Annotated in this window: 19 protein-coding genes and 2 pseudogenes; 11 read left to right on the top strand and 10 right to left on the bottom strand. The window is 63.4% G+C overall.

Features of this window, described 5'->3' with window-relative positions:
* Window positions 1-472 (top strand): SDR family NAD(P)-dependent oxidoreductase (locus AC3WRR_RS21300; RefSeq protein ID WP_492298068.1); only part of this gene is annotated, 472 nt, incomplete at its 5' end.
* A gap of 121 nt (window positions 473-593) precedes the next feature.
* Here the strand turns inward: AC3WRR_RS21300 and AC3WRR_RS21295 are convergent.
* The 4 genes from AC3WRR_RS21295 to AC3WRR_RS21280 form a co-directional block, all read right to left on the bottom strand.
* A complete protein-coding gene (locus AC3WRR_RS21295; RefSeq protein ID WP_492298066.1) occupies window positions 594-2,567 on the bottom strand; it encodes an alkyl/aryl-sulfatase in 1,974 nt (657 codons plus the stop codon).
* Window positions 2,568-2,718: 151 nt separating this feature from the next.
* Complete coding sequence (locus AC3WRR_RS21290; protein WP_058698850.1) at window positions 2,719-3,768, bottom strand: NAD(P)-dependent alcohol dehydrogenase; 1,050 nt, start codon at window positions 3,766-3,768, stop codon at window positions 2,719-2,721.
* An 80-nt stretch (window positions 3,769-3,848) separates the two neighbouring features.
* Window positions 3,849-5,312, bottom strand: a complete 1,464-nt coding sequence (locus tag AC3WRR_RS21285; protein WP_058698849.1) for an acyl-CoA reductase — start codon at window positions 5,310-5,312, stop codon at window positions 3,849-3,851.
* 2 nt (window positions 5,313-5,314) lie between these two features.
* Window positions 5,315-6,757, bottom strand: a complete 1,443-nt coding sequence (locus tag AC3WRR_RS21280) for a hypothetical protein (RefSeq protein ID WP_492298064.1) — start codon at window positions 6,755-6,757, stop codon at window positions 5,315-5,317.
* A gap of 328 nt (window positions 6,758-7,085) precedes the next feature.
* Here AC3WRR_RS21280 and AC3WRR_RS21275 point away from each other — a divergent pair, with 328 nt between their 5' ends.
* Window positions 7,086-7,772, top strand: coding sequence for a TetR/AcrR family transcriptional regulator (locus AC3WRR_RS21275; protein ID WP_058698847.1), 687 nt, complete (start codon window positions 7,086-7,088; stop codon window positions 7,770-7,772).
* Between the two features lie 39 nt (window positions 7,773-7,811).
* Here the strand turns inward: AC3WRR_RS21275 and AC3WRR_RS21270 are convergent, their stop codons facing one another.
* The gene (locus AC3WRR_RS21270; protein ID WP_058698846.1) at window positions 7,812-9,248 is read right to left on the bottom strand and encodes a hypothetical protein; all 1,437 of its coding nucleotides are present in this window, start codon (window positions 9,246-9,248) and stop codon (window positions 7,812-7,814) included.
* 195 nt (window positions 9,249-9,443) lie between these two features.
* Complete coding sequence (locus AC3WRR_RS21265; RefSeq protein WP_492298061.1) at window positions 9,444-12,140, bottom strand: winged helix-turn-helix domain-containing protein; 2,697 nt, start codon at window positions 12,138-12,140, stop codon at window positions 9,444-9,446.
* Window positions 12,141-12,491: 351 nt separating this feature from the next.
* Between AC3WRR_RS21265 and AC3WRR_RS21260 the strand changes: the two genes are divergently transcribed.
* The 6 genes from AC3WRR_RS21260 (at window position 12,492) to nhaA (ending at window position 19,723) form a co-directional block, all read left to right on the top strand.
* Window positions 12,492-13,613 carry an MBL fold metallo-hydrolase gene (locus tag AC3WRR_RS21260; protein WP_058698844.1) on the top strand — a complete coding sequence of 374 codons (1,122 nt, stop codon included), beginning with the start codon at window positions 12,492-12,494 and terminating at the stop codon, window positions 13,611-13,613.
* 258 nt (window positions 13,614-13,871) lie between these two features.
* Window positions 13,872-15,029: an iron-containing alcohol dehydrogenase gene (locus tag AC3WRR_RS21255; RefSeq protein WP_058698854.1), complete on the top strand. Its 1,158-nt coding sequence runs from the start codon at window positions 13,872-13,874 to the stop codon at window positions 15,027-15,029.
* 206 nt (window positions 15,030-15,235) lie between these two features.
* Window positions 15,236-16,390 (top strand): acyl-CoA dehydrogenase family protein, encoded by a 1,155-nt coding sequence (locus AC3WRR_RS21250; RefSeq protein ID WP_058698842.1) that lies wholly within the window; start codon window positions 15,236-15,238, stop codon window positions 16,388-16,390.
* Window positions 16,391-16,525: 135 nt separating this feature from the next.
* Window positions 16,526-17,140 (top strand): helix-turn-helix domain-containing protein, encoded by a 615-nt coding sequence (locus AC3WRR_RS21245; RefSeq protein ID WP_492298059.1) that lies wholly within the window; start codon window positions 16,526-16,528, stop codon window positions 17,138-17,140.
* A 513-nt stretch (window positions 17,141-17,653) separates the two neighbouring features.
* On the top strand, window positions 17,654-18,094 hold the full coding sequence (locus tag AC3WRR_RS21240) for a universal stress protein (protein ID WP_010812563.1): 441 nt from the start codon (window positions 17,654-17,656) through the stop codon (window positions 18,092-18,094).
* Window positions 18,095-18,310: 216 nt separating this feature from the next.
* A complete protein-coding gene (gene nhaA / locus AC3WRR_RS21235) occupies window positions 18,311-19,723 on the top strand; it encodes a Na+/H+ antiporter NhaA (RefSeq protein WP_052181700.1) in 1,413 nt (470 codons plus the stop codon).
* Between the two features lie 199 nt (window positions 19,724-19,922).
* On the opposite strand, the gene AC3WRR_RS21230 is transcribed toward nhaA, so the two are convergent.
* The 4 genes from AC3WRR_RS21230 to AC3WRR_RS21215 form a co-directional block, all read right to left on the bottom strand.
* Window positions 19,923-20,618: a potassium channel family protein gene (locus tag AC3WRR_RS21230; RefSeq protein WP_454751330.1), complete on the bottom strand. Its 696-nt coding sequence runs from the start codon at window positions 20,616-20,618 to the stop codon at window positions 19,923-19,925.
* Window positions 20,611-21,903 carry a TrkH family potassium uptake protein gene (locus AC3WRR_RS21225; protein WP_246840263.1) on the bottom strand — a complete coding sequence of 431 codons (1,293 nt, stop codon included), beginning with the start codon at window positions 21,901-21,903 and terminating at the stop codon, window positions 20,611-20,613. Before AC3WRR_RS21225 ends, AC3WRR_RS21230 begins: the two co-directional genes overlap by 8 nt.
* A gap of 131 nt (window positions 21,904-22,034) precedes the next feature.
* Window positions 22,035-22,898: a bestrophin-like domain gene (locus AC3WRR_RS21220; RefSeq protein ID WP_492298056.1), complete on the bottom strand. Its 864-nt coding sequence runs from the start codon at window positions 22,896-22,898 to the stop codon at window positions 22,035-22,037.
* A gap of 124 nt (window positions 22,899-23,022) precedes the next feature.
* Window positions 23,023-23,649, bottom strand: a complete 627-nt coding sequence (locus AC3WRR_RS21215; protein WP_439669663.1) for a tyrosine-type recombinase/integrase — start codon at window positions 23,647-23,649, stop codon at window positions 23,023-23,025.
* Window positions 23,650-24,205: 556 nt separating this feature from the next.
* Here AC3WRR_RS21215 and AC3WRR_RS21210 point away from each other — a divergent pair.
* The 3 genes and pseudogenes from AC3WRR_RS21210 to AC3WRR_RS21200 all read left to right on the top strand — a co-directional run.
* Window positions 24,206-25,111, top strand: a complete 906-nt coding sequence (locus AC3WRR_RS21210) for a fumarylacetoacetate hydrolase family protein (protein ID WP_492298054.1) — start codon at window positions 24,206-24,208, stop codon at window positions 25,109-25,111.
* 112 nt (window positions 25,112-25,223) lie between these two features.
* A pseudogene (locus tag AC3WRR_RS21205) lies at window positions 25,224-25,484 on the top strand (ABC transporter substrate-binding protein); the annotation flags it as partial.
* A 9-nt stretch (window positions 25,485-25,493) separates the two neighbouring features.
* A pseudogene (locus tag AC3WRR_RS21200) lies at window positions 25,494-25,880 on the top strand (amino acid permease C-terminal domain-containing protein); the annotation flags it as partial.
* Between the last annotated feature and the right edge of the window lie 176 nt (window positions 25,881-26,056).

The raw sequence follows: 26,056 nt of genomic DNA, 5'->3' as shown, positions 1-26,056 counted from the left end.
GGTGCTGATGACGACATCGGCGGCGGGCCTGTTCGGCAACTTCGGCCAGGCCAACTATGGCGCGGCCAAGGTGGGTCCGGTGGGCCTGATGAACATGCTGGGGATCGAAGGCAAGAAGAACGACATCCGCGTGAACACGCTGGCGCCGATGGCGGCTACGCGCATGACGGAGGACATCCTGCCGGAAGCGATCCTCAAGGCGACCGGCCCGGAAACCGTAACGCCGGCTGCACTGTATCTGGTGAGCGAGAACGCCCCGAGCCGCGTGGTGCTGGGCGCCAGCGGTGGAGTGTTCTCGGCGATGCGCATGATCGACACGGCGCCGGTGGCGATTCCGCCTTCGGCGCTGTCGCCCGAAGCGGTCGAGGCGCACTTCGCGCAGATCACTGACTGGAGCACGGCGAGCTTCCGCGAGGATGCCAACCAGCAGGTGCATGCCTACGTCACGGCCATGCAAGCGGCGAGTCGTTGATCCTGTCGGCTTCTGTCACGCTGGAAGTCCCGGTCACCGACCGGGATTTTTCATTCCTGGCGCAACTGAAACAGAAACGGCGCCGCATGCGGCGCCGAGTGGCTTGCCGTCGGCCGCCTGGTTACGGCGTGACGACATTGAAGTCCGGACGGAACGTCACCAGCATGCCCATCAGCTCGCCGAGCTTGCGACCGTCGCCTTCGATCCGGACGTCGCCTTTCTGAACCGCTGCCGCCAGGTCGACCTGACGCAGGTTGATCCGGTCGAGGGTGTCCTTGCTCATGCTGATCGTGGCATCGGCTTTGTCGTGCAGCCGGCCTTCCCGGTAGGTCAGCACTCCGTTGCGCAGTGTCAGCGCGAACGGCACCTTCCGGTCGGTGAACACCCAGTTCAGCGTCATGTCGTGCCCCTGCGCCTTGTCGGAATCGAGGCGCACAGCCAGCAGGTCGAAGAACATCGATGGCTCCAGCGCGCGTACCAGGTCGGTGGCCCGGTTGCCGGATGCTGTGTGCACGCCGGCGCGCAGTTCCTGTGCGCCAGTGATGTACATGTTCCGCCAGAGCGAGCTCTCGCTCTGGTAGCCGAGTTGCTCCAGCGCATCGGCCTGCAGGTTGCGCGCCTGCGCGTTCGCGGGGTCGGCGAACACGAGATGATTGCCCAACTGCACCGCCCAGCGATAGTCTCCCTTGTCCACTGCGGCACGCATCAGCTTCAGTACGTTGGCCGCGCCGCCCATGGCCGCGACATAGTGCCTGCCGGCATCTACTGGCGTCAGCGGGTCGAGGTTGGCGGGGTTGGCGTCATAGAAGCCGAGGTAGCGCTGGTACACGGCGCGGGCATTGAAGCTGAGCGACCCGTAATAGCCGCGCGTGTACCACTTCTTCTCCAGGTTGCCGGGCAGCTTGCGCATGTCGTCAGCAATCTCGGCCGGGGTCAGGCCCATATTCAGCAGATGCAGCGTACGGTCGTTGAGCCAGGTGTACATGTCGCGCTGGTCGGCCAGAAGGTTGCGGATACGCTCCCCGCCCCAGGTGGGCCAGTTGTGCTGCGCGAACAGAACCTCCGCCTTGTTGCCGTAGCGCACGAGGCTGTCGTCGAGATACTTGCCCCATGCCTTGGCGTCGCGCACCAGCGCGCCGCGTGGCGTGAGGATGTTGTGCATGGTCGGGGTGGCGTTTTCGGCCATGCACAGCGCCTTGAACTGCGGCAGCCAGATGTTCATCTCTGCCGGCGCCTCGGTGCCGGGCGTGAGCTGGAATTCGAAGTCCACGCCGTCGATGCGACGGGTCTCAACGGGCTCCTTCAGCACCACCGTCGGCGCGATCAGGCCGAGGGTGCCGTGCTTCGGCGCGCCCTTGCCGATGCCGGCGTCCACCTGGCCCCGCTCGCCTCGCGGCACCATCGTCGCGCCCTGGTAGTAGCTGCGCCGGAGCATCGCCGTCCCGGCGAACACATTTTCGCTGACGGCTTCCTCGAGGAAGCCCGCCGGCGCATAGATGGCGACCTTGCCGGCTTTGACGTCGGCCTCGTCCACCACCCCGCGCACGCCGCCGAAATGGTCGAGGTGGCTATGCGTATAGATGACTGCCACCACAGGCTTGCGCGGGCGGCTCTGGTAGTAGAGCGTCAGCGCGGCCTTCGCGGTTTCGCTCGTGGCGAGCGTGTCGATGAGGATGAGACCGGTGTCGCCTTCGACGATGGTCATGTTCGCCAGGTCGAGACCGCGTATCTGGTAGACCCGGTCGGTCACCTGGAACAGACCGGCGTAGGCATTGAGCTGCGCCTGGCGCCAGAGGCTCGGGTTGACCGTATCGGGGCTTTTGTCGGTGCGCAGGAAATCATAGGCCTGCGGGCTCCAGACTACCTGCCCGTCGGAGCTCATGGTATCCGACCGGTACGGCGCGATCAGGCCGCGCGTGGCCGAGACGTAGTCCTCGCGGTCGGCGAACGGCAACTGCTGGAGCACACTGGCATTCCTGGCGGCAGTGGCCGCGCTGGCGGGCCTGGACGGCACCGGAGGAGCGGCCGTCCCGGCGGCAAGGGCATGGGTGCTGGCCAGGAAGGCCAGCGCTGTGGCGAGGAGGGACTGTCGCATCGGCAGACCAGTGCCGGCAGGCCTCGTTCTCTGTCTCATTGGTTGTCTCTCTCTTGGGGATGGATGGTTCCAGCCAGTAGAAAGATATACAGGTTTCGAGGGGGCGTATCCCCCCCTCTTTTGGCAGGGCGCCCATCAGGCGACCGCCGCGTCACGCACGGAGCGACGCCATGTCGATCACGAAGCGGTACTTCACGTCGTTGGCCTGCATGCGCTGGTAGGCCCGGTTGATGTCGCCAATGTCGATCATTTCGCAGTCGGGCAGCACATTGTGCACGGCGCAGAAGTCCAGCAGCTCCTGCGTCGCCTCGATGCCGCCGACGAGCGAGCCGGCGATGCGGCGGTTGTTGCGCATCAACAGGCCGCCGTGGATCGGCTCCAGCGGCTCGATGGCGCCCACCAGCACCAGCACGCCATTGCGGCCCAGCAGCATCAGGTAGGGATTGACGTTGTGCTTCGTGGGAATGGTATCGAGGATGAAGTCGAAGGCATTCGACGTCGCCTGCATGGCCTTCGGGTCGCTGGACAGCAACACATGGTGGGCGCCCAGCGCGCGGGCCTCTTCGGCCTTGCCGGGCGAACTGGTGATGACGGTGACATCGCCACCCAGCGCGACGGCCAGCTTGACCGCCATGTGCCCCAGCCCGCCCAGGCCAACCACGGCCACCTTCGTGCCTCGGCCCACACCGTGCTGGCGCAGCGGGGTCCAGACGGTGATGCCGGCGCACAGCAGCGGCCCGGCAAACCGCATATCGAGCTCGGACGGCACGCGCAGTACGAACTTCTCGCGCACCACGATGCTTTCAGAGTAGCCGCCGCAGGTGATGTCGCCGGTCTGGCGGTCGCGGCTGTTGTAAGTGCCCGTCACGCCGCCAGTGCAATGCTGTTCCTCGCCGTCGGCGCACGGGGCACATTCCTGGCAGCTATCGACCAGGCAGCCGACGGCGACGCGGTCACCAACCTTGTATTGCGTCACCGCGCTGCCCACGGCCGTGACGTGGCCGATGATCTCGTGGCCGGGCACGACCGGATAGATCGTGGTGCCCCAGTCGTTGTGGACACAGTGGAGGTCGGAATGGCACACGCCGCAATACGCAATGGCGATGGCGACATCGTCCGCCCTCAGGTCTCGCCGCGCGATATGCATGGGGATGAGGTCTGAATGCGCTTCATGAGCGCCGTAGGCTTTGCAGGAGGTCATGGTGAGAAACTTGGCTGAAAGGGCTGGGAAATCGGAGCGGCAGGGCGGTGCGGCGGGCACCGCCCCTGCGCGGGTCTGGGTCAGGCTTCGATGGATGGACGCAGCCAGGGCGCCGCCGTCGTCTCCGGCGATGCGATCTGGTTGGAAATCCACTTGCCCATGCGGCGCATGGGTTCGATCGAGTCCTGCGGCGCGGCGAACTTCATGGCGGCGGCATAGCCCAGCGATACGATGCGCTGCGCGCCGTACAGCGGCAGGATGTCCTTCAGCTCGTCCTTGACGCTCTCCGGATATACGCCGACGGTCTGCGTGTAGGCGTCCACGGCATCCATCATCTCGCCGAGCGAATCCACCGGCACCAGGTTGGCGGTGCGGTCGTCCAGGCGCGCGGCGAACGACACGGGCTCCGGAACCTGGGAGCAGATGATCGCACCTTCACCATCCTTGCCGCCGATGACCTTGTACCACTCGTCGTCCAGCCGCAGCGCGTCCACTTCGGCCTTCAGCGTCGGGTCGTAACGCTTGGGCGCGGTGGAGAGGGTGTTCGGCAGCGCCAGCATGGCGTCGTAGACGTAGCGGCCGAAGGTGTTGAGCTTCTCCAGCCCGGCCGCATCGGTGCCCGACTGGACATATATGGTGCGAGCGCAGATGCAGCCCTTCTGGTTGATGGCGCCGATATCGCTGGCCAGCCGCACCGCGGCCTCGCGCATCGCCGCTTCGCTGTCGAAGCTCGCCTTGCCGATGATGCTGGCACTGCGCTTCGGGTCGAGCGAGATCAGTTCCAGCCCCGGCTGGATGTACTGCGTGACGTGCTTCATTGCCGCGAAGCCGCCCCAGGCGATGATCTTCTCGATGTTCTGCGGCTGGTACAGGCGCTGTTCGAAGGCCTGGTCGCCGCCCTTCCAGTAGGCGACACTGAGGTGCTTCGTGAGCGGATGGTCGGGTGCCATGTCGACCATGGTGCGGGCGATGGCGAGCGCGGTGAACGGATCGTTTGAGGGCGCCTTGATGATGGCGTCGCTGCGCAGCACCATGTTGCGGATGATGGTCCACAGCGAGAGCCCCGTGGCATTGCCCGCCACGATGTGCAGCGTGCGTGCGCCGAAGCAGCGCACGTCGAGCTCGGTGCCGTCGAGCAGGCGCTGCCTGACCCAGCCTTCCAGGTACTTGACGCCGACCGTGGTCTCCACCATCTCGGTAATGAACTCGCGCGACAGCATGTTGCGCAAGTTCATGTAGGACCCCTTGACGATGGTGGGCGTGGTGGGCGCCGTCAGGTACGAAAGCTCGCACGCCTGCTGCAGGTACTTGTTCTCGCTGAAGTCCAGCGCCTTGCCGAGCGCCTCGGCGTAGTCGAGGATGTCGCCGAAGCTCAGCTTGTACATGTCGCCCAGCCGGGCCGGGTTGCCGAGCGGGAGTCGGTCGATGTACTTGTGCGCGTCGGGCGTCAGGAAGGAGAGGTCATTGCCGCGGCCGCCGACTTCGATCAGGTTTTCGGTAATGACCTCGCCGCGGATGATCATCGGCGCGATGGGTTTCGTCATGTTCATTGGCCCTCGATGTGGTTAAGGAAGTCCATGGCCTCGCGGTGCGAGGATTCTGTGGCGGCGCAGGTGATCTTGTCGTCGCCGCCCTGTTTTTCGCTGTAGCGCTGGATCGGGCCGACGATGTAGGCGCTGGGGCGCCCGCAGGGGCAGGGCTGGTCCCATTCAACGGTGATCTCGTCGCCCGTGATGAAGCCACCCCAGTGGATGTCGGCGCCCAGGTCGTAGAAGGCCGCGCGGCCGGTCACCCGGCCGCGGCGCGGCAGCGGCCGGCTGGTTTCCGGATCGAGCACGAACGGCACGGCGGTCGGCGAGAAGTGGTAGTGGCCGTGCTCGCAACGCGGACTCGAGCCACTGAGCACTTCGGACATGGCGTAGGTTTCGTGGACGGTCTGCGCGCCGGTGAACCGCAGTACGGCCTCGCGCCAGCCGTCCGGCTGTATCAGGCCCTTCGCGCCGCCCGTTGTTGTGATGTACGAGTCGGGATGGAACACGCCTTCGAGCCCGCGCTCCAGGCCGGCCTTCGCCATGTCGTGCAGCAGGTTCCAGGTGGCGCCCATGTAGACGCGCTTGCCGCGCAGGTGCGTGGCCATTTCCTCGAAGAAGCTGGCGAGGTATTTCGGCATTTCCGCCTGCATGGCGTCGAAGGTCTTCTTCTTCCTGAGCAGATCCGGAGCGATCTCCAGCCGGTCCAGCGTGCCCCGGGCATGCGCGGCGCGCAGCTTGGCGCCGAGGTGCAGTACGTCGGACGAGAGCGTCATCGGGTAGGTGCAGTGGAAGTTCGACTCGCCGGGCAGCAGCGCGCGGATCATGAAGTCGTTGCCACGCAGGTGAGACAAATAGCCGCGGCGGTAGTACGGGTAGACGATGTGCAGGTCCGGCTGCGGGGTTTCCGGGCCCTCCGTCTTCCAGACATGGAGCCGGCGCACGTCGCAGGCCTTGTCCCATTCGCGCAGGCTGGTCGGCAGCAGCGACAGAGTGCCCGACGTGCCGGACGTGTGGCTGATGCGCAGGTCCGGCAGGGCCTTGTCCATGGTGTCGAACCAGTCGTCCAGGCCGGTGCAGCCGCTGACGTCGACGGCCGCGATGGCCTGGGCAACCTCCGGCGTTACCAGCTTGCCCAGCCACTTATTGATCTGCGTGAAGTTCTGTTTCTCCAGCAGCGACGGAGGATAAGACTTGAACACGGTGTGTTGGAACAGCAGAGGCACCACGTCTTCAAAGGTTTCGATGCCGTGCACGCCTTCGGCATCGGCAAGCTTCTTCAGCACGGGGATGCGGTCGCGCAGTTCGGCAAAGCGGCGCTTCAGCGCTTCCAGCTTGACGGCGTCGAGCTCAGCGCGCGGAAGGTGCTGCCAAGTCTGGTAGTTGTGGCCGGCCAGTGCTGCGGGGTCGTTCAGCAGCAGCTCGGCCTGTATATCGATGGAGTTTTCCTGTCGGGACATTGGATGTGACTCGCCAGCGGAAGTGGGAAGAGGTGGCGCTGCCAGTGAAGCCATACGGCAACGCCTGTATTGCCGCACCAGTATAGGGAGCAGTGCCGGGTTTTCCTGTCCGGATTCCAGTGTCGGCATGTTGTGTGCAAACCTTTGATTTTTCGTGGATTTACGCGCTTTCCTGACGGTGTTCTCTGTGTTTGCACCCGCCGCTGCCGGGGTGCCGGAAGGCGGTGCGCCGCCCTCCCGGAAAGGGAGGGGCGGCCGCCTTTACGCGGCATGCAATATCACGGTTGCATGGGGCAATTGCCTCGTCAGACGCAGAGAGGCAAGACCAATGGCGACTCCATCCCGAAGACGGCCGGGCGGCCACGACATCCTGCACATCGAAGTGCCCGCTCGGCCGCGCAAGCGCCCGCGGCAGCAGCGGTCGGTCAAGCTCGTGGAGGCACTGGTGACGGCGGGCTGGGAAATCCTGGAGAAGGAGGGCCGGGCCGCGTTGTCGCTGGAGCACGTGTCGGACCGCTCTGGCGTGGCGGTCAGTTCCATCTACGAATACTTCCCGACGATGGAGTCGCTGATGGGGGCGATCTTCGTCGACTACCGCCTGCAAGCGCGCCGCCGTCTGCTGGAGGACCTGCGCGCGCTGCCGCCCGAGTCCAGCCTGTTCGACGGCATCCTGCTGATTCTGCGGCACGGCATCGTGTTCCTCAACACCTGGGCGGGGATCGACCGGGACTTCTTCATGCGCTCCGCACACTACGAGGAGCTAGTGCGCCTCGACATGGTCAAGTCCGAGAACAACTGGACGTCGGTGGTCACGGACGCCCTGATGGAGAAGTTCTCCGGCGAAATCGTCGTGACCAACCGGCAAAGGGCGCGCTTCCTCACGTTCCAGACGCTGCTCGCCTTGCCCCGGGCGATGACGCTGATGCAACCCGCGCTGCTGAACGAGCCCGACACGCCGCTGCTGCTCGCCCGCATGGTGCAGGCGCTGCTGACGACCCCGGACCACCTTCAGTGACGGTGGCCCGGGCCATTGGTTCCGGGAAATGCCGTGCCTTCACGAATCCATCCCGTTCAGGAAGTGCATGGCCTCGTGGATCGAGGCTTCCGTGGCGGCGCAGGTGATCTTGTCATCGTCCCCCGTCTTGTCGCTGTACCGCTGGACAGGGCCCACGATGTAGCGGCTCGGCCGCCCGCAGGGGCAGGGCGTGTCCCACTCCACGGTGATCTCGTCGCCCGTGACAAAGCCGCCCCAGCGGAATTCAGCTCCGAGATCGAAGAAGGCGGCGCGGCCGGTCTGGCGGCCCCGGCGCGGCAGCGGCTTGCCGGTGTCGGGATCGAGCAGGAACGGAATGATGGTGTGCGCGAAATGGAAATGGCCATGCTCGCAGGTGAAGTGACTGCCAGCCACCTCCGACATGGAATAGCCTTCGACCAGCCGCTTCACGCCGGTGAAGCGCAGCACGTCCTCCCGCCAGCCTTCGGGCTGCGTGAGTCCCTTGGCGCCGCCCGAGGTGACGATGAACGAATCGGGCGAGAACACCCCTTCCAGCCCGCGCGACAGGCCCGCCTTTGCCATGCTGTGCAGGTTGGTCCAGGTCGTCAGCAAGTAGACGCGCTTGCCCTGGATCTCGTCAACGATGCGCTCGAAGAAGGCGGCGAGGTGGGCAGCCATGTTGGCCTGAAGCTGGTCGAAGTCGGCCTTCTTCCGCCGCATTTCCGGGCTGATGTCGAGCCGGTCCAGTGTGCCTTTGGCGTGTGCCGCGCGGATGCGGGCGGAGAGATGCAGCAGGTCGCTCGACAGCCGTTGCGGATAGGCGGCGCGGAAGTAGGACTCGTCCTTCAGCAGTTGCCGGATCACATGGTCGTTGATGCGCAGATGGCTGATGAACCCAGAACGGTAATACGGGTAGGCCACGTAGAGCTCCGGGGCGGGGGTGTCCGGGCCCTCCATGTTCCAGACGTGCAGGCGTCGCACAGCCTGCACCTTCGCCCATTCACGCGTGCCGTGCGGCAGAAACGAGATCGTGCCAGATGTGCCCGACGTGTGAGCCAGGGTGAGTTGCGGGATGGCCTCGTCCATCGTCTCGAACCATGCGTCGAGGGTCTGGCAGCCGCGCACATCGACCGCGGCCATGGCATCGGCGATCTCCCGGGTGACGAGCTTGCCCAGCCACCGGTTGATCTGCGTGAAGTTGCGATGCTCCAGCAGGGACGGCGGATACGACTTGTAGACGGTGTGCCGGAACAGCAGGGGCGCCACGTCATCGAGTTCGTCGACGCTGGCAACGCCTTCGGCGTCGGCGAGCTTGCGCAGCATCGGAATCTCGTCGCGCAGGGCGGCGAAGCGCTGCTGCAGGCCGAGCCGCTGCATTGCATCGATGGCGGTGCGCGGAAGGTGGTCCCACGCATGGGCGGAGTGGCCGGCCAGGGCGGCCGGGTCGTTCAACAGCAGGCGAGTGTTCTTCGCGACCGAGCCTTCGGCAATCGACATCCTGAATCTCCGTGAATTGACAGTTGGGACGCCGAATGAGTATAGGGACGGCCCCACGAATCGCCTCTACGGATCCGCCGTGCGGCGGCAGGCATGCAAATTGTTGAATGGAAAGGAGAAAGCCGGGCGGTGGCCGGAGTCACTCCGTGTTCGGGAGTGGCGCTGGCATCGGGCGGGACGCCAGCGTATCCGGACCTACTTCAGGAGCCCGCGCTGGCGCGCCACGGCGATGGCGTCGTAACGGCTCGATACGTCGAGCTTGGCGAGGATGTTCTTGACGTTCCACTTCACCGTACCGAAGGTGATGTTCAGCGTCAGCGCGATGCGCTTGTTCGACATCGCCTGCGCCATCAGCTCGATGATCTCCAGTTCGCGCGGCGTCAGGGTGGCCCGGTGCGTGTCGCCGCCGCCGCGAGCCGCCGCCACCGGTTCGTGCGCCTCGTCGGGGCCGTCCGCGTACCCGATCAGGTTAGCGAGATACTGCGCCACCGGCGGTTGCAGGTCGAGATCATCATGGAAGCGCTCGAGCACATCGCCGACCTGTTCCCATTCGTCCAGGATGGTGCGGACCAGCCCGAGACTGGCGCCGGCCTGCAGTGCGCGCGACAGGCACTGTTTGGCCTCCGCGGCCTGCGCAAGGCTGTCATGCGCGGCGGCGGACAGCAGGTCCGCCTGGACCAGTGTCCTGCCACGGCCATACTTCTGCGCAAAGCTGCGCACCTCGGACAGGGCTTCAAGCGCGTCGGTCGGATTGCAGTCCATCAGCGCCAGGCGCGCGCGTGCCAGGGCCGCGATCGCCGGGATCTCGGCTTGTGCGCCGGTGGCATTCCGGTGTTGCGCACCGAGGGCATTCAGTTTTGCCGCGCGCTCACCCGCGCGCAGGCGGTCGCCCATGCCCAGCAGGATCGTCAGTTCCTCCGCGAGCATGTGGGCCTCGGGGCGATCCAGTCCATGCAAGTGGAAATGGGCCGTCTGCTCCTCGAGAAAGCTCAGGGCGGCCTTCGGCGACTCCCGGAGGACTTCGACGCGCGCACGACAAAGCGAGGCTCGTATCATGACGTCCGGCATCGAGGACTGCATGATGGCTGTGCGGTTGGCAAGCACGTCCAGTGCGTCGTCGGGGCGGTTCAGTTCGTAATAGGCCTCGCAGAGGGTGGACGCGCATGTGCTGGCCGGCACCGATACGCGCCCATAGATGGCTTCCGACCGTGCAAGCACGTCGGAACCGATCCGCTCCGCCTCCCTGGCATTGCCTTCCGCCAGGTACACCTGTGCGCGAAGGCCTTCAAAGCCCAGCGCCATGTCATTGTCCCGGTCTTCCGGGCGGATCGGATTGTCGTCATAGATCTTTCGCGCCTCGTCAAGGCGGCCGACGGAGATGTACGCCACGGCGAGCCCTGCCAGGCTGAGGTACTGCAGGGAGCGATTGCCCAGCGGCACCTTGTACTGCGGCTCAAGCAGGTCGATGACGCGGTTCATGTCATCGCGGTGCATGGCAACAGAGGAGTCCATGACCGTCAGCTTGGACGAAATGGCGGGATTCCCGGCCGCCTCCGTCCGCCGGATCTCTTCCAGCCATCGCTCCGCCTTGTCGGGCCTGCCGGAATAGGAATACGTCAGGCAACCCAGCAGGAAGAGCTTTGGGTGGGCAAACAGGGTTTCCTGGGGCAGCTTCTCCAGCAGATGCAGCATGGGGCTGGTATATGCCATGCTCCACGTCGCCGGGGTGGCCTTTCCCATGGCATCGACCGCATATTCAAGGTCGCCGCCGAGACTCGCGTGGCGAAGCGACTCCACCAGGAAGTTATGGTCGGCGAACCATCGGCACGCACGCCGGTGGATTCCTTCGACCGTGGCGCTCCCGCGCCGCGACAGGCGCTGCGAGAGGAACTCGCCGAACAAGGGGTGAAAGCGATACCACGGCGAGCTATCGTCCACGTCGATACGGAAAATCAGCAGATTCTCATCCTCGGCGCGCTTGATCATCTTCCCTGCAACCGGATTTCCCGTGACATGCTCTGCAAGGTCCGCATTGAAGCGGCGAAGCACCGAAATCTTCTCCATGAACTCGATCAGGTCTGCCGGCAGATATGCCACCACGTCCTCGACAAGGTAGGTGTGAAGATCGGCAGATTTCCACAACAGGCTACGCAATTTCGAGCGCTTTGCGGGATGGATGCGCAGCATGGTCGCGATGGGCTGGAGGCTCGCCGGCCAGCCACACGTCAACTCGTGAATAAGATGGATCTCGTCGGCATTCAGTTTCGGCGAACTGAGGTTTTGCTCAAAAAAATGGCGTGTCTCGTCCAGCGTAAAGGGCAGTTCCGTAAAGTCGATCTCGACGATTTGCCCCTGCATTCGCAGCCGGCCGAGATTGAGTTGCGGCGCGGTACGTGAGGAGATGACGAAATGCAGATTGGCCGGGCAGTGGTCCAGCAGCTTCTGCATCAGCCGGTAGGTAGCTGGTGAATCCGCATGATGATAGTTGTCGATCAGGAGATAGAGCTCCTTTCCGGCAGCCTCCGCCGCGCCAGTGATCATCGCGATGCTGCCTTCGATCGCACGCGGGCTGCCGTCGTCGTGCAGGCTGCTGCCGTCGAGCGGGATACCAAGACGATGGAAAGCCGCCATCAGATAGGAATGGAAGCTCGAGAACTGGTTGTCGTCATGGCTCAACGAGAGCCATGCCACATCGATTCCCGCCTTCATCAGCTCCTGGCGCCATTGTGCGAGCAGGATGGTCTTTCCAAAGCCTGCGCTGCCGGTAATGAGCGTCGCGGTGCAGTGCTGGGAATCATGAAGACGTGCCAGCAAATGGGCTCGGGGAATATGGCGCGCATTGATGCGCGGTGGCGAGAACTTTGTCGCGACGAGGAGATTATCGGAATTCATCCCGGAAGTTTGCATGTCAATTCAGGGGAAATGGCGGGGATGATCTGGATGTGGCGCTGCTGGGCCATGCGGATCCTGCCTTGCGTCTCGGAAGCTGTTGACGCGCAGTGGGATGGTACTCCGGACTTGACCATTCCTGCACCATTGCAGCGCAACACAGGAATTACGTCCATGAAGGGAGGGGAATGACCCCGGAAAATCCTGTAGCGGACGGCGAGCACAGGGCCACCTCAATTCTGGTGCAACGCGGCCCTTCCCGAAAGAGAGGGGCGGCACGGCGCCCGTGCGGTTACTGTTCGATGAAAGTGACAGAAAGTAGCGGCGGCGCCAGGCCGGCCCAGGAGTGAAGCCATGTATCGACCAGATTCCGAACGCCCCGGCATACCGTCGGCGGCGTTGCACTACCCGTGCGGGGAGCCGCCCGCGCACGGCCAGGCGTTCGAGATCGCGCCGGGCGTGTTCTGGATGCGGTTGCCGCTGCCCAACATGCTGGCGCACATCAATGTCTGGGCCGTCGACGACGGCGAGGGCTGGGCGATCGTCGATACCGGGGTGTCATCCCCGGACGTGGCCGAAGCCTGGGAAGCGCTACTCGACGGACCCCTGCATGGCCGTCCCGTTACGCGTGTGATCGTCACGCACCAGCACCCGGACCATGTCGGCATGGCCGGCTGGCTGACGGAGCGCTTTGGCTGCCGCCTCTGGATGACGCGGCTCGAGTACATGCACAGCCTCGCGATTGTCGCCGAGGCGGGGCAGGAAGCGCCGTCCGAGGGCCATGCGTTCTACCGGCGCGCCGGCTGGGACGCGGTGGCGCTCGACGGCTATTGCCGGCGCTTCGGACGGGCCGGGCGAATGATCTCCCGTCTGCCGCGCAGCTACCGTCGCCTGCACGAAGGCGAATCGCTGCGGATAGGCGTGCACACATGGCGCGTGATCGTTGGCCAGGGCCATACGCCGGAGCATGCGTGCCTGTATTCGCCCGATCTCCACGTATTGATCGGCGGCGACCAGGTGCTCCCGCGCATCACGCCGAACATCTCGGTCCATCCCATGGAGCCTGACGCCAATCCACTGGGCGGCTGGGAAGCGTCGCTGGCGCACATCCGCCGTCAGGTACCACCAGACGTGCTGGTGCTGCCGGCACACAATGAGCCGTTCGAGGGGCTCCATGTGCGCATTGACCGGCTGGAACACGCGTTGAGGCAAGCCAACGCCAGGCTGCGCAATGCATTGCGCGAGCCGAGGCGCGTGGTCGATCTGTTCGGTGTGCTGTTTGCCAGGCAGATACCGGCGGACGACGCGCTGCAGTACGCCCTCGCCACCGGCGAGACCGTGGCGCACCTGAACTACCTGCACGCGCGGAGCGAGGTCGACGTGCGTGACGACGAGTCCGGCGTGGCTTGGTATGTGCTGAAGCGAGGCGTTGGACCGCTGGTTGCCCGGGAGGCTGAAAATGGAGTGCCAGCATGACGCAGAACCACTGCATTAGCATGCAGCCGGCACCGCGCAGCGTGTCCGCGCCACAGCCGGACGCATTACCGGCCTTGCGGCAGCGGTGCGACAGTCTGGCCAGGCAGTTGGCCCGCTGTGCATCGGCCGACGAGCGTCACATGCTGCTTCTGCAGCTCGCTCGGTGCGGCGCCGACATGTGCCTGGAGCCGGTGTCCTCAGCCCTCCGGAGTGCTTCCACAGCCACGAAACTAACCTGACTTGCCGGAGATCCCCGACTTGAACGCGTTTCGCTTCCAGACCGTCCCCGCGGTGGTCGTCGAGTACGGTGCCGCACGCCGCCTTGGCGCGCTGCTGCGCGAGCACTTTCCGGCGCTGTCGCGCCTCTGTGTGGTGACCGACGGATTCCTGCACCGCAATGGGCTGATCGCGCCGGCCCTGGCCAGCCTGACCGCCCACGGCTGGCGCGTCACGCTGATCGATAACGTGGTGGCCGACCCGCCGGAAGCCATCGTGGTCGAGGCCGCGCACTGCGCGCGGGCGGCGCAGGTGGAAGTCGTGCTCGGCCTGGGCGGCGGCTCGTCCATGGACGTCGCCAAGCTGCTCGCCGTGCTTGCGCCAGGCACGCAGTCGCTGCAGCAGATGTATGGCGTGCGGCAGATCACCAGCGGCCGCGTGCCGCTGGTGCAGATGCCAACCACGGCCGGGACGGGGTCGGAGGTGACGGCGGTCTCCATTGTCACTACGGGCGAGACCACCAAGACCGGCGTGGTCTCGCCGACGTTGCTGGCCGACCTGGCCATTCTCGATGCCGAGCTGACTCTCGGCCTGCCGCGGGAAGCCACTGCCGCGACTGGCATCGACGCCATGGTCCACGCGATCGAGGCCTATACCACTGCCCACCTTAAGAATCCCGTCTCCGACATGCTGGCCCGGCAAGCGTTGCGCTTGCTGTCCCGACACCTGCTAACCGCATGCGATGACGGGGCGGACCGGAGGGCCAGGGAAGGCATGCTGCTCGGGGCGATGTTCGCCGGACAGGCCTTCGCCAACGCGCCAGTGGCGGCGGTGCATGCGTTGGCGTACCCGCTCGGCGGCATCTTTCACGTTCCGCACGGGTTGTCGAACGCGCTGGTGCTGCCGCACGTGCTGCGCTTCAACATGCCTGCCGCGGCGGATCACTACGCCGAACTCGCGTCGATGCTTCTGCCGGCAGCGTCAGGAAATGCGAATGACAAGGCGGAGATGCTGATCCGCTATACGGAAACGCTGATCGAGGTAACGGGCATTCCGGCCCGCCTGCGGGACGTCGGCGTGCAACGCGGCGACCTGCCGCGCCTGGCGGCCGATGCGATGCTACAGACCCGCCTGCTGGCGAACAATCCGCGTCCGGTTACCGAGGCCGACGCACTGGCAATCTACGAAGCGGCATATTGACCCGGCGGCGTCCCTGAGCATCCCGTACGGCCTGCGCGGCGGACGCGTTCCCCTGCAAGAAAGGGAGGGGAGCAAGTACTCGTCCCCTGCTTAAGATTGGTGGAACGGAACCTCACACGACACAGTGGCCAGGCAACTGCGGTTGCCCTGCCGGCCAGAGGCCGCCATCCGCAGTTTCCCCTGACAGTACCCGAGAGAGAACAGACATGAGCGATACCAGCGCAGTGCTCCTGAACGAACAGGAAATCATGATCCGCGACGCCGCCCGCAAGGTGGCCCAGGAAGTGGTGGCCGCCACGGCGGCCGAGCGAGACCGCACTGGCGCCTGGCCGCGCAACGAGTTGAAGGCTGTCAGCGAACTGGGATTCCTCGGCATGCACGTTCCCGAGGAATACGGCGGCTCGAACGCGACCTTCGTCGAGTATTGCCTGGCGATCACCGAGTTCGCCGCGGCCGACGCCGGCTTTGCCACCATCCTGCACGTGCACAATGGCCTCGCCGGCGCGGTGGCCCAGGCCGGCAACGAGGCACAGAAGCGCAAGTACCTGCCCGGAATGGCCTCGGGCGAAACCATCGTCGCTGGCCTGCTGACCGAGCCGCAGGCAGGTTCCGACACCAACGCCTTCCGCACTACCGCCCGCCGCGAGGGCGATCATTACGTGCTGAACGGCAGCAAGCAATTCATCTCGAACGGCAGCGAGGCGGGCGCCGGCATCTGCATTGCTGCGAGCACCGAAACGCCGGAAGGGAAGAAAGGGCCGAGCCTGTTTATCGTCGACCCAAAGGCGCCGGGCTACAACGTCGCGCGCGTTGAGGAGAAGCTGGGCCAGCGCTCGGCGCACGTGGCGGCGATCCAGCTCGACGACCATCGCGTGCCGGTGGAGAACCTTCTCGGCGAGGAAGGGCGCGGGTACAAGCAGGTGATGAGCATGCTGTCGGAAGGACGCATCGGCATCGCGGCGGTAGCGTGCGGGGTGGCGCGCGCCGCGCTTGAGGCGGCCGTGCAGTACGCGAACGAACGCGAAGCCTACGGCGGTCCCATCATCAAGCTGCAGGGTGTGGCGTTCGACCTGGCCGACATGGCCGCGCAGGTAGAAGTAGCCACCCAGTACATGCTGCACGCGGCGCGCCTGCAGGCGGCCGGCGTGCCGTGCGCCAAGGAGGCGTCGATTGCCAAGCTGTTCGCCAGCGAGATTGCGGAGAAGGTGTGCTCGGACGCCATCCAGATCCACGGCGGCTACGGCTACCTGACCGACTTCCCAGTTGAACGCTACTACCGGGATGCGCGTGTGACCAAGATCTACGAGGGTACGAGCCACATCCAGAAGGTCATCATTTCCCGCGCCCTCGGCGCGCGATGAGAACGCTACAAGCTACAGAGGGCTTGTACGTCGGAGCGCCAGCCGGCTGCGTAAGCAGGTCGGACTGGCCACCGGCACGGCTGGAAAAGCGAGTAGCGCTCGCGCTGCCTGTCGCCGATTCTCTGATGAATCTCGATGCCCGCTATGATTCCCGCCGCGGGCCGTGCCATGGCGGTTTTTGAAATCTTCGCCCGCGAGAAGCGCGAGCTGTCCAACTCCGGGGTGGCGCGCCTGCTGTCGCTCCCGGAAACCAGCACGTCTGACCTGCTGCACACACTGCACAGCCTCGGCCGCTTCGTGCAACAGGCGCATCGCGCGCTCGCGCAACCCCTCGCCTCGTGGGTCAGGCGCAACGACCTCGTTGTGCGGATGAACAGCGGGATCCCGAGCTGCTTCAACACGCTTTCACCCGGCACCACCGACACCCCGCTGTTGGGCCGCACGCTCGGCGACGCCCGCGGCGGCTATGTCACGGAGCTCAGCGCACGGCTGCCGCTGAAGAAGATCGTTCCTATGCAACAGGCTGCCGCCCGCCGTCATGTTCCTGATCCAGAACGACTTCATGAACGGCGAGACGCTGCACATCGACGGCGGCCAGCGCCTGGTTTGAGCCGGCCTTGCCGGCAGCCAACGGCCAGGTTCCGTTTGGCCGGGGACGACATTGAACAGCTGCGCGGTGCCCATGGTGCAGTTGACCTAGCCTCACGCCGGCCGGCGCTCTTCAACGATCTTCTTGTCGCTACTGGCTGACGTGCCGGGCCCGGACGTCGCGCGAACTCATGACTTTCTTCCTGCTGGCTCCATGAGCACCGAACCAGGCTAATTGCGGCGCACGAAAGAGCCGCCATCTGCGGCTGATCCTCTACTTACCGCTTTAGGAGTCTTGAGTGCATCGAACGTTGCACCGACGCGATACCACCAATAAGTAGGCTTCGATAACCTCGCGTCGTTTGCGCGCATTGTTTCGGACGTCGCCGCGATTGCCCACCCATTCTTGAAGCCCTCGTCAACATTGTCGACAGCTTTTCTATTGTCGGACGGCGGCTGATAGTGCCTAGCACGAAGCGATCGGAGACCGCTCCATCGACAGCAAGGAGTCGGGCCATGCCGGGGTAACATTCAGGTACGTGTGCGACGTACTCCGGCGCGGGTGGTACACCGGGTTCTGCCTGGTTACAGGTTTGAGAGCGTGCTGCTTTGACGTGAATCAATCACAGGCGGAAGAGCTTACGTAAGCTTGAATCGTTGCTATAGGAGGCCGGGATGACCATTGTCGTGCTACCGAGCGACGGCTCGCCATACAGCATTAGAGCCGCGAGAAGACTGGTTTCTCCCGGTCTCTTTGAGCGCCCGCTGGAAGTGCACCTAGTGCACGCGTTTCCCGATATCAGCGGCAGGGCGCAGGCATATTTCTCGAAGCCCCAGATCGATCAGTGGGCAAACGAGGCCGCAGATAACGCATTCCAGGCAATTCGCCCATTACTGAAGGCGGCTCACTGTGCGGTGACCGAACATGCTTGCATTGGTGAGCCAGCGCCACGAATCGTAGACGTGGTGCTAGCGTGCCGAGCCGACGTCATCGTCATGGGCACGCACGGCCGGGGCGCTTTCCTGTCGGCCGTCCTCGGGTCGGTGGCAGCGCGCGTGTTAGCTTCCTCTCCCGTTCCGGTCTTGCTGGTGCCTAAGCACCATGGCCATGACTGAAGTGCGGCCACGGTGACACGCGATAGAGGTGAGTCTGCAGCAGTGCATGTCTGCGGGTTCCGCTGCTAGCGCAGGGGGACGGCTGCCGTCACAGACCGCATGTTGTCGTGCCGTCGCTTGTCGGCTGCTCATGTACAATCGCCGATAGGGTGTCTACGCTGCACGTCGCAGTGAGACAGGTTAATGCGTTGGTCGGGCCGCCAACGCAAATGCTCTATGACTGTGGACCGACTCCCGCCCCCACCGCCCCCACCACGGCAACCATTGCCGCGTGCTCAAGTTTTAGCCGAGAAGGCATTCTCGGCGCTCGAACATTTTCTTCATATCGAGGCCGTTAGCGGCATTGTCCTGCTCGCCGCCGCCGGGATCGCGCTGCTTTGGGCGAATTCCCCCGCTTCCCACAGCTACCACGCCCTATGGCATACCCCGCTCTCATTCGGGATAGGTAGCCATCTGGTATCGCAATCCCTGCATTTTTGGATCAACGACGCCCTGATGACCATCTTCTTTCTCGTCGTTGGGATGGAAATCCGGCGCGAAATCCATGAGGGAGCGCTGGCGAACGTGCGCCTTTCGGCCCTGCCAATGGCTGCGGCGCTTGGTGGCGTGATCGTCCCCGCGTTGATCTACCTCGCGATAAACACAGAGATGCCCCAGCGCCAGGGTTGGGCGGTGCCAACCGCTACTGACATCGCGTTCGCCGTCGGGGTGCTCGCGTTACTCGGCAAATCCATACCCGGCAACGTTCGAGTGTTCCTGCTCGCGCTGGCGATCATCGACGACATTGTCGCGGTCCTGATTATCGCAGTGGCCTTCTCGGGCGGGTTGGACTATGGGGGGCTTCTTGTTGCAGGTACAGGTATTCTAATGGTCCTGGGGCTGCAATGGATCGGCGTCGGAACCGCCTATGCTTACGTCGTACCGGGGGCCATTCTGTGGCTGGGAATGCTGAAGACCGGTGCCCACCCGACGCTCGCTGGCGTCGTGCTTGGCATGATGACGCCGGTACTGCCCGGTCGCACGCGAGAACGGCCTTTGGATGTGGCCATGCGTGCGCTCCTTGATCTGCGCGCTCGCGCGACCGCTCGGACACCTAAACCAGAACACATCGCGGCACCGCTTAAGCAACTGCGTCACGCCCAGCGGGAGCTACTACCGCCCGTGATCCGTGTACAGATGGCGCTTCACCCTTGGGTCGCCTACCTTGTCATGCCGCTCTTTGCCTTGGCAAATGCCGGAGTGAGCATTGATGGCGTCGATCTCACTAGCGGCGGATCGCTAGGCGCGATGTTTGGTGTTGTCCTTGCACTGGTCGTAGGCAAACCTCTCGGCATCGTGTCGGTCAGCTGGCTGGCCGTACGCCTGGGCTGGTGCCAGTTGCCGCCCGACGTGACCTGGCGCGGCGTATGCCTGGTTGGACTACTGGCCGGCATCGGCTTCACGATGTCGATATTCATCGCCACGCTTGCGTTCGAGGATGTCAACCTACTTGGGGCTGCCAAGCTTGGCGTGCTCTTGGCATCGGCGATAGCTGCCACCATAGGGCTGACCTGGGGTTTCATTTATGCCAGGGGCCGAAGACCGAGCATGGAACGCGCCGACGAATCTACTGCGGCGGCGTCCGACTGAAGGGGCTACGCGTGCATCGGCGTGGGAAGTTGCTACAGAATCGATGTCCGCTAGGACAGGCAGGGAGTTGATTCGCCCGTTACGGTAAGACGCGCTCGCGGCGCAAGCGAGCCTGCTACTACTGGTATGGTGATGTTGGGGTGGACTAAATCATGGGCGCCTATCAGCCACCAGTCCAAGCCATGACAAGTGCGCACCGCTATTGTTTTTCCGTACTGCCAGCGAATCGTTCGATCTTGCTAGTCGGCCCAGAGACGACCAGCAAGTCTCCCGGCTGGATCGTGGTGGTTGCTGTCGCATGTTCAAACTCTTCGTTGGGACGCTTGATGCCCACCACGGTAACGCCGAATTTCTCGCGCACCCTGGACACCAACAGCGCCTTATTGTGGGTTGAAGTTGGCGCATGGATCCTAGCGATGGCAAAGCCATCGTCGAATTCGATGAAATCGATCATGCGACCGGTGATCAAATGTGCAACTCGTGCACCCATGTCCGCTTCTGGATAAACCACATGGTGCGCACCGATGCGTTGCGCGATCTGACCATGCTCAGGGGTAAAGGCCTTGACCCAGATATCCTTGATCTCAAGTTCGGTCAGTGACATCAAAGTCATCAGGCTGGACGACATGTCTGTGCCGATCGCGACTATGGCGTGAGAGAAATCCGCCACGCCGAGTTGGCGCATCACAGCCACATCAGTCGAGTCAGCTTGGACTGCGTAGGTCAACGCATTTGACCAGCGCTGCACAAGATCGGCATCCTTGTCGATCCCCATGACATCGTGGCCGAGGCGGATTAGCGATTGCGCAACTGAGCTGCCGAAACGTCCGAGCCCGATCACAACGACGCTGTCTCCTGCAGAAAAAGAGAATTGCTCGGTAAATAACCTAGCCAACAATTGGGTGCTCCTCAGGGTAGCGGTATGGCGTGCGATGCTCGCCCATCGCCAACGATACGGCGAGCGTAATGGTGCCGACCCGGCCTGCGTACATGAGCGCGGTCAGCGTAAGCTGAGCGGAAGCCGGAAGGTCCGCTGTGATGCCAGTCGACAAGCCAACTGTACCGAAAGCTGAAATGACTTCAAAGATGACCTGATCAGTCGGCAACTCGGTAACGAATAGAATGGTGAGTGTTCCCGCCGTAATTAGGGCGCTTCCCAGTGCCAGCACGGTGATCGCCTGCCTATGTGCCGAGTTGCTAACGCGCCGCCCGAACGCCTCAGTGTCGCCACGACCGCGGATCTCAGCGAGCACCAGCAATGCGAGTATTGCAATGGTGCCAACCTTGACTCCGCCGGCGGTACTGGCGCTACCTCCGCCAACGAACATCAAGAAAAAATGCAGCGCCAGGCTTTCATGAGTTAGCGCGCCGATGTCGATTGAGTTGAATCCGGCGGTACGGGCGGAGACGGACGCAAATGTCGCGGACAACAGCTTACCTGCAGTCGGCATGGCGCCGAGCGTTCTTGGGTTATTCCATTCGAACAACAGCAGGCCAAGAATACCCGTTGCTAGAAGCACCCCTGTAACCGACAAGGTTAGCTTGCTATGCAGGGACCACCGGCGTGGATCGGCAATCTTGTTCCGCAAATCCTGCAGCACGGGGAAACCGATGCCGCCGATGACGATTGCCACCATCACCGGCCCAAGTACCCAGAAATCGGCCGCATAGCGTGTAAGACTGTCTGCGTGGGTTGAGAAGCCGGCGTTGTTGAAGGCCGATATGGAATGAAACAAACCAATCCACGCTGCTTCGTGCCAAGGAAGGGAATAGGTGAGATGCAGCCTCGAGGCTAGCCACACCGCGATGATCGCCTCTAAACTCAATGTCACCACCAGCACCAGCTTCGCCACGCCGGTGACGTCACCCAAACTGATCGTATGGGTTTCAACCCGGGTAATCAACCTAGCACGCAATCGCAGCGAGCGGTTGACCATCAGGCCCAGAAGGGTGGAGGCCGTCATCATCCCAAAGCCGCCAAGCTGGAACAGTGCCATGATCACCGCTTGGCCGAATCCGGACCAGTAAGTTCCCGTGTCGACGATAACTAGGCCAGTCACGCAGACCGCCGAGACTGCGGTAAAGAATGCGGTGAGCCAGGGCGCGCTGCCGCCATCGACGCGTGACCAAGGCAACATCAACAGTACGCTGCCTGCCATGATGGCCAGCAGGAAGCCCATGGCGACGGTCCGGGTCGGATGCAAGGATCGTTTCATGCACAGAATTGTGCTATGAAACGTGTCACAAATCTAACATTTCCACAGACCACCATCTTTGCACCATCTGGGCGCAGGCTTCCTGGCGTCAATGGTCATCGCATTCCATTGCGGACTTCCTGCAACACCTCATCGAAAGTGTCAACGCGGATCATGCCCAGCCGCGGAAACTCCAAGTCGACGATGACATAGAGGGTCACCGTCAGCGAGGCCACGAAAAAAAGCGCATGCAACCAGTTTCGAGGACTGCGGCTGGCCATGCCATAGCCCGCAAACAAGGCCCCAACCCAGCAAAGCGCGAAAAGCATGCCGAAGATGACGACGGGTGGATGTTCCTTTGTTGCGGCGAGTCGGGTCGATGCCGTGTCGAATGCTGCATTGAGGGCTGGTAACAGAAGCATGGTGGCCGCCGTACTAGCGGTTCGCTGGGACTCCGTTACGGATCTTGTCCAGAGGCGTTCACGCAGCACGTCCGAACGTACCAAGGAAGCCTCGACGCGTTTGCGGTTAGGGACGGCTCGATAGGCGTCAAGCCGGGCATCGAGATATTGCCGGAATATCTCCTGCAACTCACTACGTGCTGGTGGCGGTAGCAGATCCAGACGCAGGTAAGCAGTGCCGATATCGTTGGCTTCCTGGACGATCAGCGTACGCCGCATATCAAAGCGGCTTGCCGCCCCGGAAAAGGTGAAGGCGATCAATAGCCCAAGCAGTGCGAATATCGCGCTTGCGACCGCGCTGATGCCCGTTGTCTCCGGTTCGCGACCGGAGGAAACCTGCCATTGCCACACCAGCCGGCCGAGCTCCAGGGCGATCAGGATACTTATGAATATTCCGACCGCCAACACCAGCCCGCCGGCCCAATCGGCACCATAAAGTAGTGATGCCAAAATCGTCTCCGGTGCATTTCCGCGATGCGCGGTTTCAACGTTGAAGACGGTATGGAAAAGCTTCGTCACAGTATGTGCGCTTCCGCACAGGCGTCCGATAGCCGGGTGGAACTGATGCTTGAGCGTCGGCGTTACGGCATAAGCCAACGTCCGTAGATGGCCGGCAAGCGCCCCCTCGCCGGCCAGAGGTTTGTCATACTTCGGTCTGCTCTGCCATCTCAAGCGCGTCGTCGACTTCGATACCGAGGTGGCGAACCGTGCTCTCCAGCTTCGTGTGGCCCAGCAGCAATTGCACTGCGCGAAGGTTCTTGGTTCTACGGTAGATGAGCGACGCCTTGGTCCGCCCCATGGTGTGGGTGCCGTACGCCGTGTCGTCTAAGCCGATGGACTCGATCCAGCGATGTACAAGCCTGGCGTACTGACGTGTGGACAGGTGGGCCGAGGCGTGAATCCGACTCGGAAACAGAGCATCCGACGAGCGCAATCCGCGATGGGCGATCCATGCCTCAAGACTTGAGCGGGTCTGCTCCGTAATCTCGAACTGAACCGGTCTATGCGTCTTTTGCTGGATCACCATCGCGCGGATACTAACGCGGGTGCCCTGACAAACGTCTCGTACGCATAGCCTTGTGAGATCACACGCTCGAAGCTTGCTATCGATCGCAAGATTGAACAGTGCGAGCTCACGAAGATTCGACGACATCTGTAGCCTTGTACGAATCGCCCAGATCTCGCAGAGCTTCAGCGGCGGCTTTTGTCCGGTGACCTTACCCTTATTCAATGGCGCACGCGGGGTCACGGGTGAATTCGACGTCTCCATGATCATCTCCTTTCGAACGAAGGTAGAATCAGTTTGCGCGCGCTGCAGATCTTCGCTGATGTCTCCGTCAGTCGGGCTGCAACGCGTGCCTCGAAAACTGTGCCGCAGACGGTCGCCGACCGACCCTTCTCCGACCCCCAAACATGGCTGTTGAATGTCCGTTGAAGGCATGAGATGCGACATCTGCGCAGTTCAGTGCTGTCGACGGTCGACGGATCGAGCCCATCTCGGATGGTTTCCAGCATCTGACTGAACGTCCGCGTAGGCCACGCTCCAGCCGTGCGAGTGAGGTCACCTACGGCTTTCGCCGGGCGGGAGCCCGTCAATTTCGAGCCCCTCGCTAGTGCATTGCGAATCTTGGCGCGCGCGGCCACGCTCATTGCCATGTCCAGCAGGAAGTGGCGGCCGTCATGCTCCGGTCGAGCCGTTTGCGCCTGCCGCATCGGTGCCGGTCGCGTTCTGGCCGGGCATTACGCCAGTTTATACATTGACATCATCCAGGACGGCTGGTTTGGCGGACACGTAAGCGCCAGAATCCCCCAACCAGTGAGGTGAAATGAAATATCAACTGTTCAACTACGAAGGCCGCGATGGCACGATCAACGTCGGCGTGCACGCGGACAGCCGGCATGTGCAATTCGCCGCAGGCACCGTTGACGGCCTGTTGCAGGACTGGCCCGCCGCGCAGCTACGCATTGCGCGCTTCATTGCGCAACTGCCGCTGGCCACCGAGACGATGGAGCCCGCACAGATCCGCTTCCTGCCGCCGCTGAGCCAGCCCGGTGTCATCTATGGGGCAGGGGCGAACTACCGCGACCATGTCGTGGCCATGGCAAAGGCCTTCAATATGGACCTGACGACAGATCCGAAGGCCGATGGCGTACCGCCGTGGCACTTCATCAAGGCCGGCCAGGGGACACTGTCCGCCCACCGCCAGGCGCTGCCTTATCCCTCGCACACGCGAATGCTCGACTGGGAGGCTGAACTTGCGGTGGTGATCGGCACGGCATGCCGCAACATATCGCCGGGCGACGCGCTCGACTGTGTAGCGGGATACACCATTGCCAACGACCTGTCGGCACGCGACAACTTGCGTCGCGAGCAGGTCGATGCAAGCTCGCCGTTCCGCTTTGACTGGATCGGCCACAAGTGCTTTGAAGGCTCCTGTCCCCTCGGTCCTTACCTGACTCCCGCGGCTTTCGTGGCGTCCCCTGAAGCGCTGGATATCAAGCTTTGGGTCAATGACGAACTCAAGCAGAACTCGAATACGTCCAATCACCTTTACACGGTTGCCGAGCAGATCGCCTACTTGAGCGAGCGGCTCACGTTGTATCCGGGCGATGTGCTGCTCACCGGGACGCCTGCCGGCGTTGGGATGGAATCGGGAGTCTTCCTGAAGCGCGGCGACAGTATCCGCGTCTGGATTGATGGACTGGGCGAACTGGAGACATCGTTGCAGTAGGGCAATACCACGGGCGGCGTTCGCCGCCTGACATGGGGAGCCGTTCAGGCTCGCGTCCGCACGGGCACCACATAGAGTGCCTGACGGGCAATGACAATTCGACGGAGGAGACATGAAACAGAAATGCGTGGCAATCGCCGCCGCGCTGGCGCTGCTCGCGCCGGCGCTGGCCAGTGCTGAAGTGAAGGTCGGCATTCTTGCCACCCTTTCGGGGCCGTCGGCCGATGTCGGGCGCGACCAATACGATGGCTTTCTGCTTGCCGTTGAGCAAGGCGGCGGCAAGCTCGGCGGACAGCCGGTCCGCCTGATCAAGGAAGATGACCAGGCGCGCCCGGACGCAGGGCTTGCGGGGGTGCGGCGACTTCTCGAACTTGAGCGCGTCGCCACGCCGTATTTCGCCACCTGGACCGTCGGCATCGTGTTCGCGATGATCGCCGCATTCATGCCGCTCAATGTGCTGGCCGAGTTGATCAATATCGGCACGCTCTCCGCCTTCACGCTGATCTCGATCGCGGTGCTGGTGCTGCGCCGGACCCGTCCGGAGCTGCCGAGAGCTTTCCGCTGTCCCGGCGTGCCGGTGGTTCCGCTGCTATCGGTGGGCTTCTGCCTGTTTCTGATGGCGCACCTTCAAGCGCTGACCTGGATCGCTTTCCTCATTTGGCTGGGGATCGGCCTGTCGATCTACTTCCTGTACGCGCGCCGCAACGCGGTGCTGCACGGTGGCCAGGTAGCACGCGGTGCCAGCCGTAAGAGTCCCGAGACACGGTAAGCGGATGTGGAGGCCGACCTTGGGGTAAGCGAAAACCCTAGCCCCGCCCGCACCGAGAAACTGGGTAAGATGCCAACCCGGCGCCGGCGCGACAAGATCGCCCGCAGCCGAACGGGATTGGGGCTCCAGGCCCCATCAACGCCGCACCGCACTGCAACCCAGGCGGTGTGTCAAGG

It is taken from the genome of Cupriavidus sp. FW305-3-2-15-C-LB2, assembly GCF_058787575.1.
This window is presented reverse-complemented; position numbering and strand designations above follow the sequence as displayed.

Excerpts from the sequence above, each read along its gene's own strand:
- AC3WRR_RS21250 (WP_058698842.1), top strand. The coding sequence starts at position 15,236 with ATGAGCGATACCAGCGCAGTGCTCCTGAACGAACAGGAAATCATGATC.
- AC3WRR_RS21280 (WP_492298064.1), bottom strand. The coding sequence starts at position 6,757 with ATGTCCCGACAGGAAAACTCCATCGATATACAGGCCGAGCTGCTGCTG.
- AC3WRR_RS21240 (WP_010812563.1), top strand. The coding sequence starts at position 17,654 with ATGACCATTGTCGTGCTACCGAGCGACGGCTCGCCATACAGCATTAGA.
- AC3WRR_RS21285 (WP_058698849.1), bottom strand. The coding sequence starts at position 5,312 with ATGACGAAACCCATCGCGCCGATGATCATCCGCGGCGAGGTCATTACC.
- AC3WRR_RS21260 (WP_058698844.1), top strand. The coding sequence starts at position 12,492 with ATGTATCGACCAGATTCCGAACGCCCCGGCATACCGTCGGCGGCGTTG.
- AC3WRR_RS21290 (WP_058698850.1), bottom strand. The coding sequence starts at position 3,768 with ATGACCTCCTGCAAAGCCTACGGCGCTCATGAAGCGCATTCAGACCTC.
- AC3WRR_RS21225 (WP_246840263.1), bottom strand. The coding sequence starts at position 21,903 with ATGGGCTTCCTGCTGGCCATCATGGCAGGCAGCGTACTGTTGATGTTG.
- AC3WRR_RS21295 (WP_492298066.1), bottom strand. The coding sequence starts at position 2,567 with ATGCGACAGTCCCTCCTCGCCACAGCGCTGGCCTTCCTGGCCAGCACC.
- AC3WRR_RS21265 (WP_492298061.1), bottom strand. The coding sequence starts at position 12,140 with ATGAATTCCGATAATCTCCTCGTCGCGACAAAGTTCTCGCCACCGCGC.
- nhaA (WP_052181700.1), top strand. The coding sequence starts at position 18,311 with ATGACTGTGGACCGACTCCCGCCCCCACCGCCCCCACCACGGCAACCA.
- AC3WRR_RS21215 (WP_439669663.1), bottom strand. The coding sequence starts at position 23,649 with ATGGAGACGTCGAATTCACCCGTGACCCCGCGTGCGCCATTGAATAAG.
- AC3WRR_RS21275 (WP_058698847.1), top strand. The coding sequence starts at position 7,086 with ATGGCGACTCCATCCCGAAGACGGCCGGGCGGCCACGACATCCTGCAC.
- AC3WRR_RS21210 (WP_492298054.1), top strand. The coding sequence starts at position 24,206 with ATGAAATATCAACTGTTCAACTACGAAGGCCGCGATGGCACGATCAAC.
- AC3WRR_RS21270 (WP_058698846.1), bottom strand. The coding sequence starts at position 9,248 with ATGTCGATTGCCGAAGGCTCGGTCGCGAAGAACACTCGCCTGCTGTTG.
- AC3WRR_RS21245 (WP_492298059.1), top strand. The coding sequence starts at position 16,526 with ATGCCCGCTATGATTCCCGCCGCGGGCCGTGCCATGGCGGTTTTTGAA.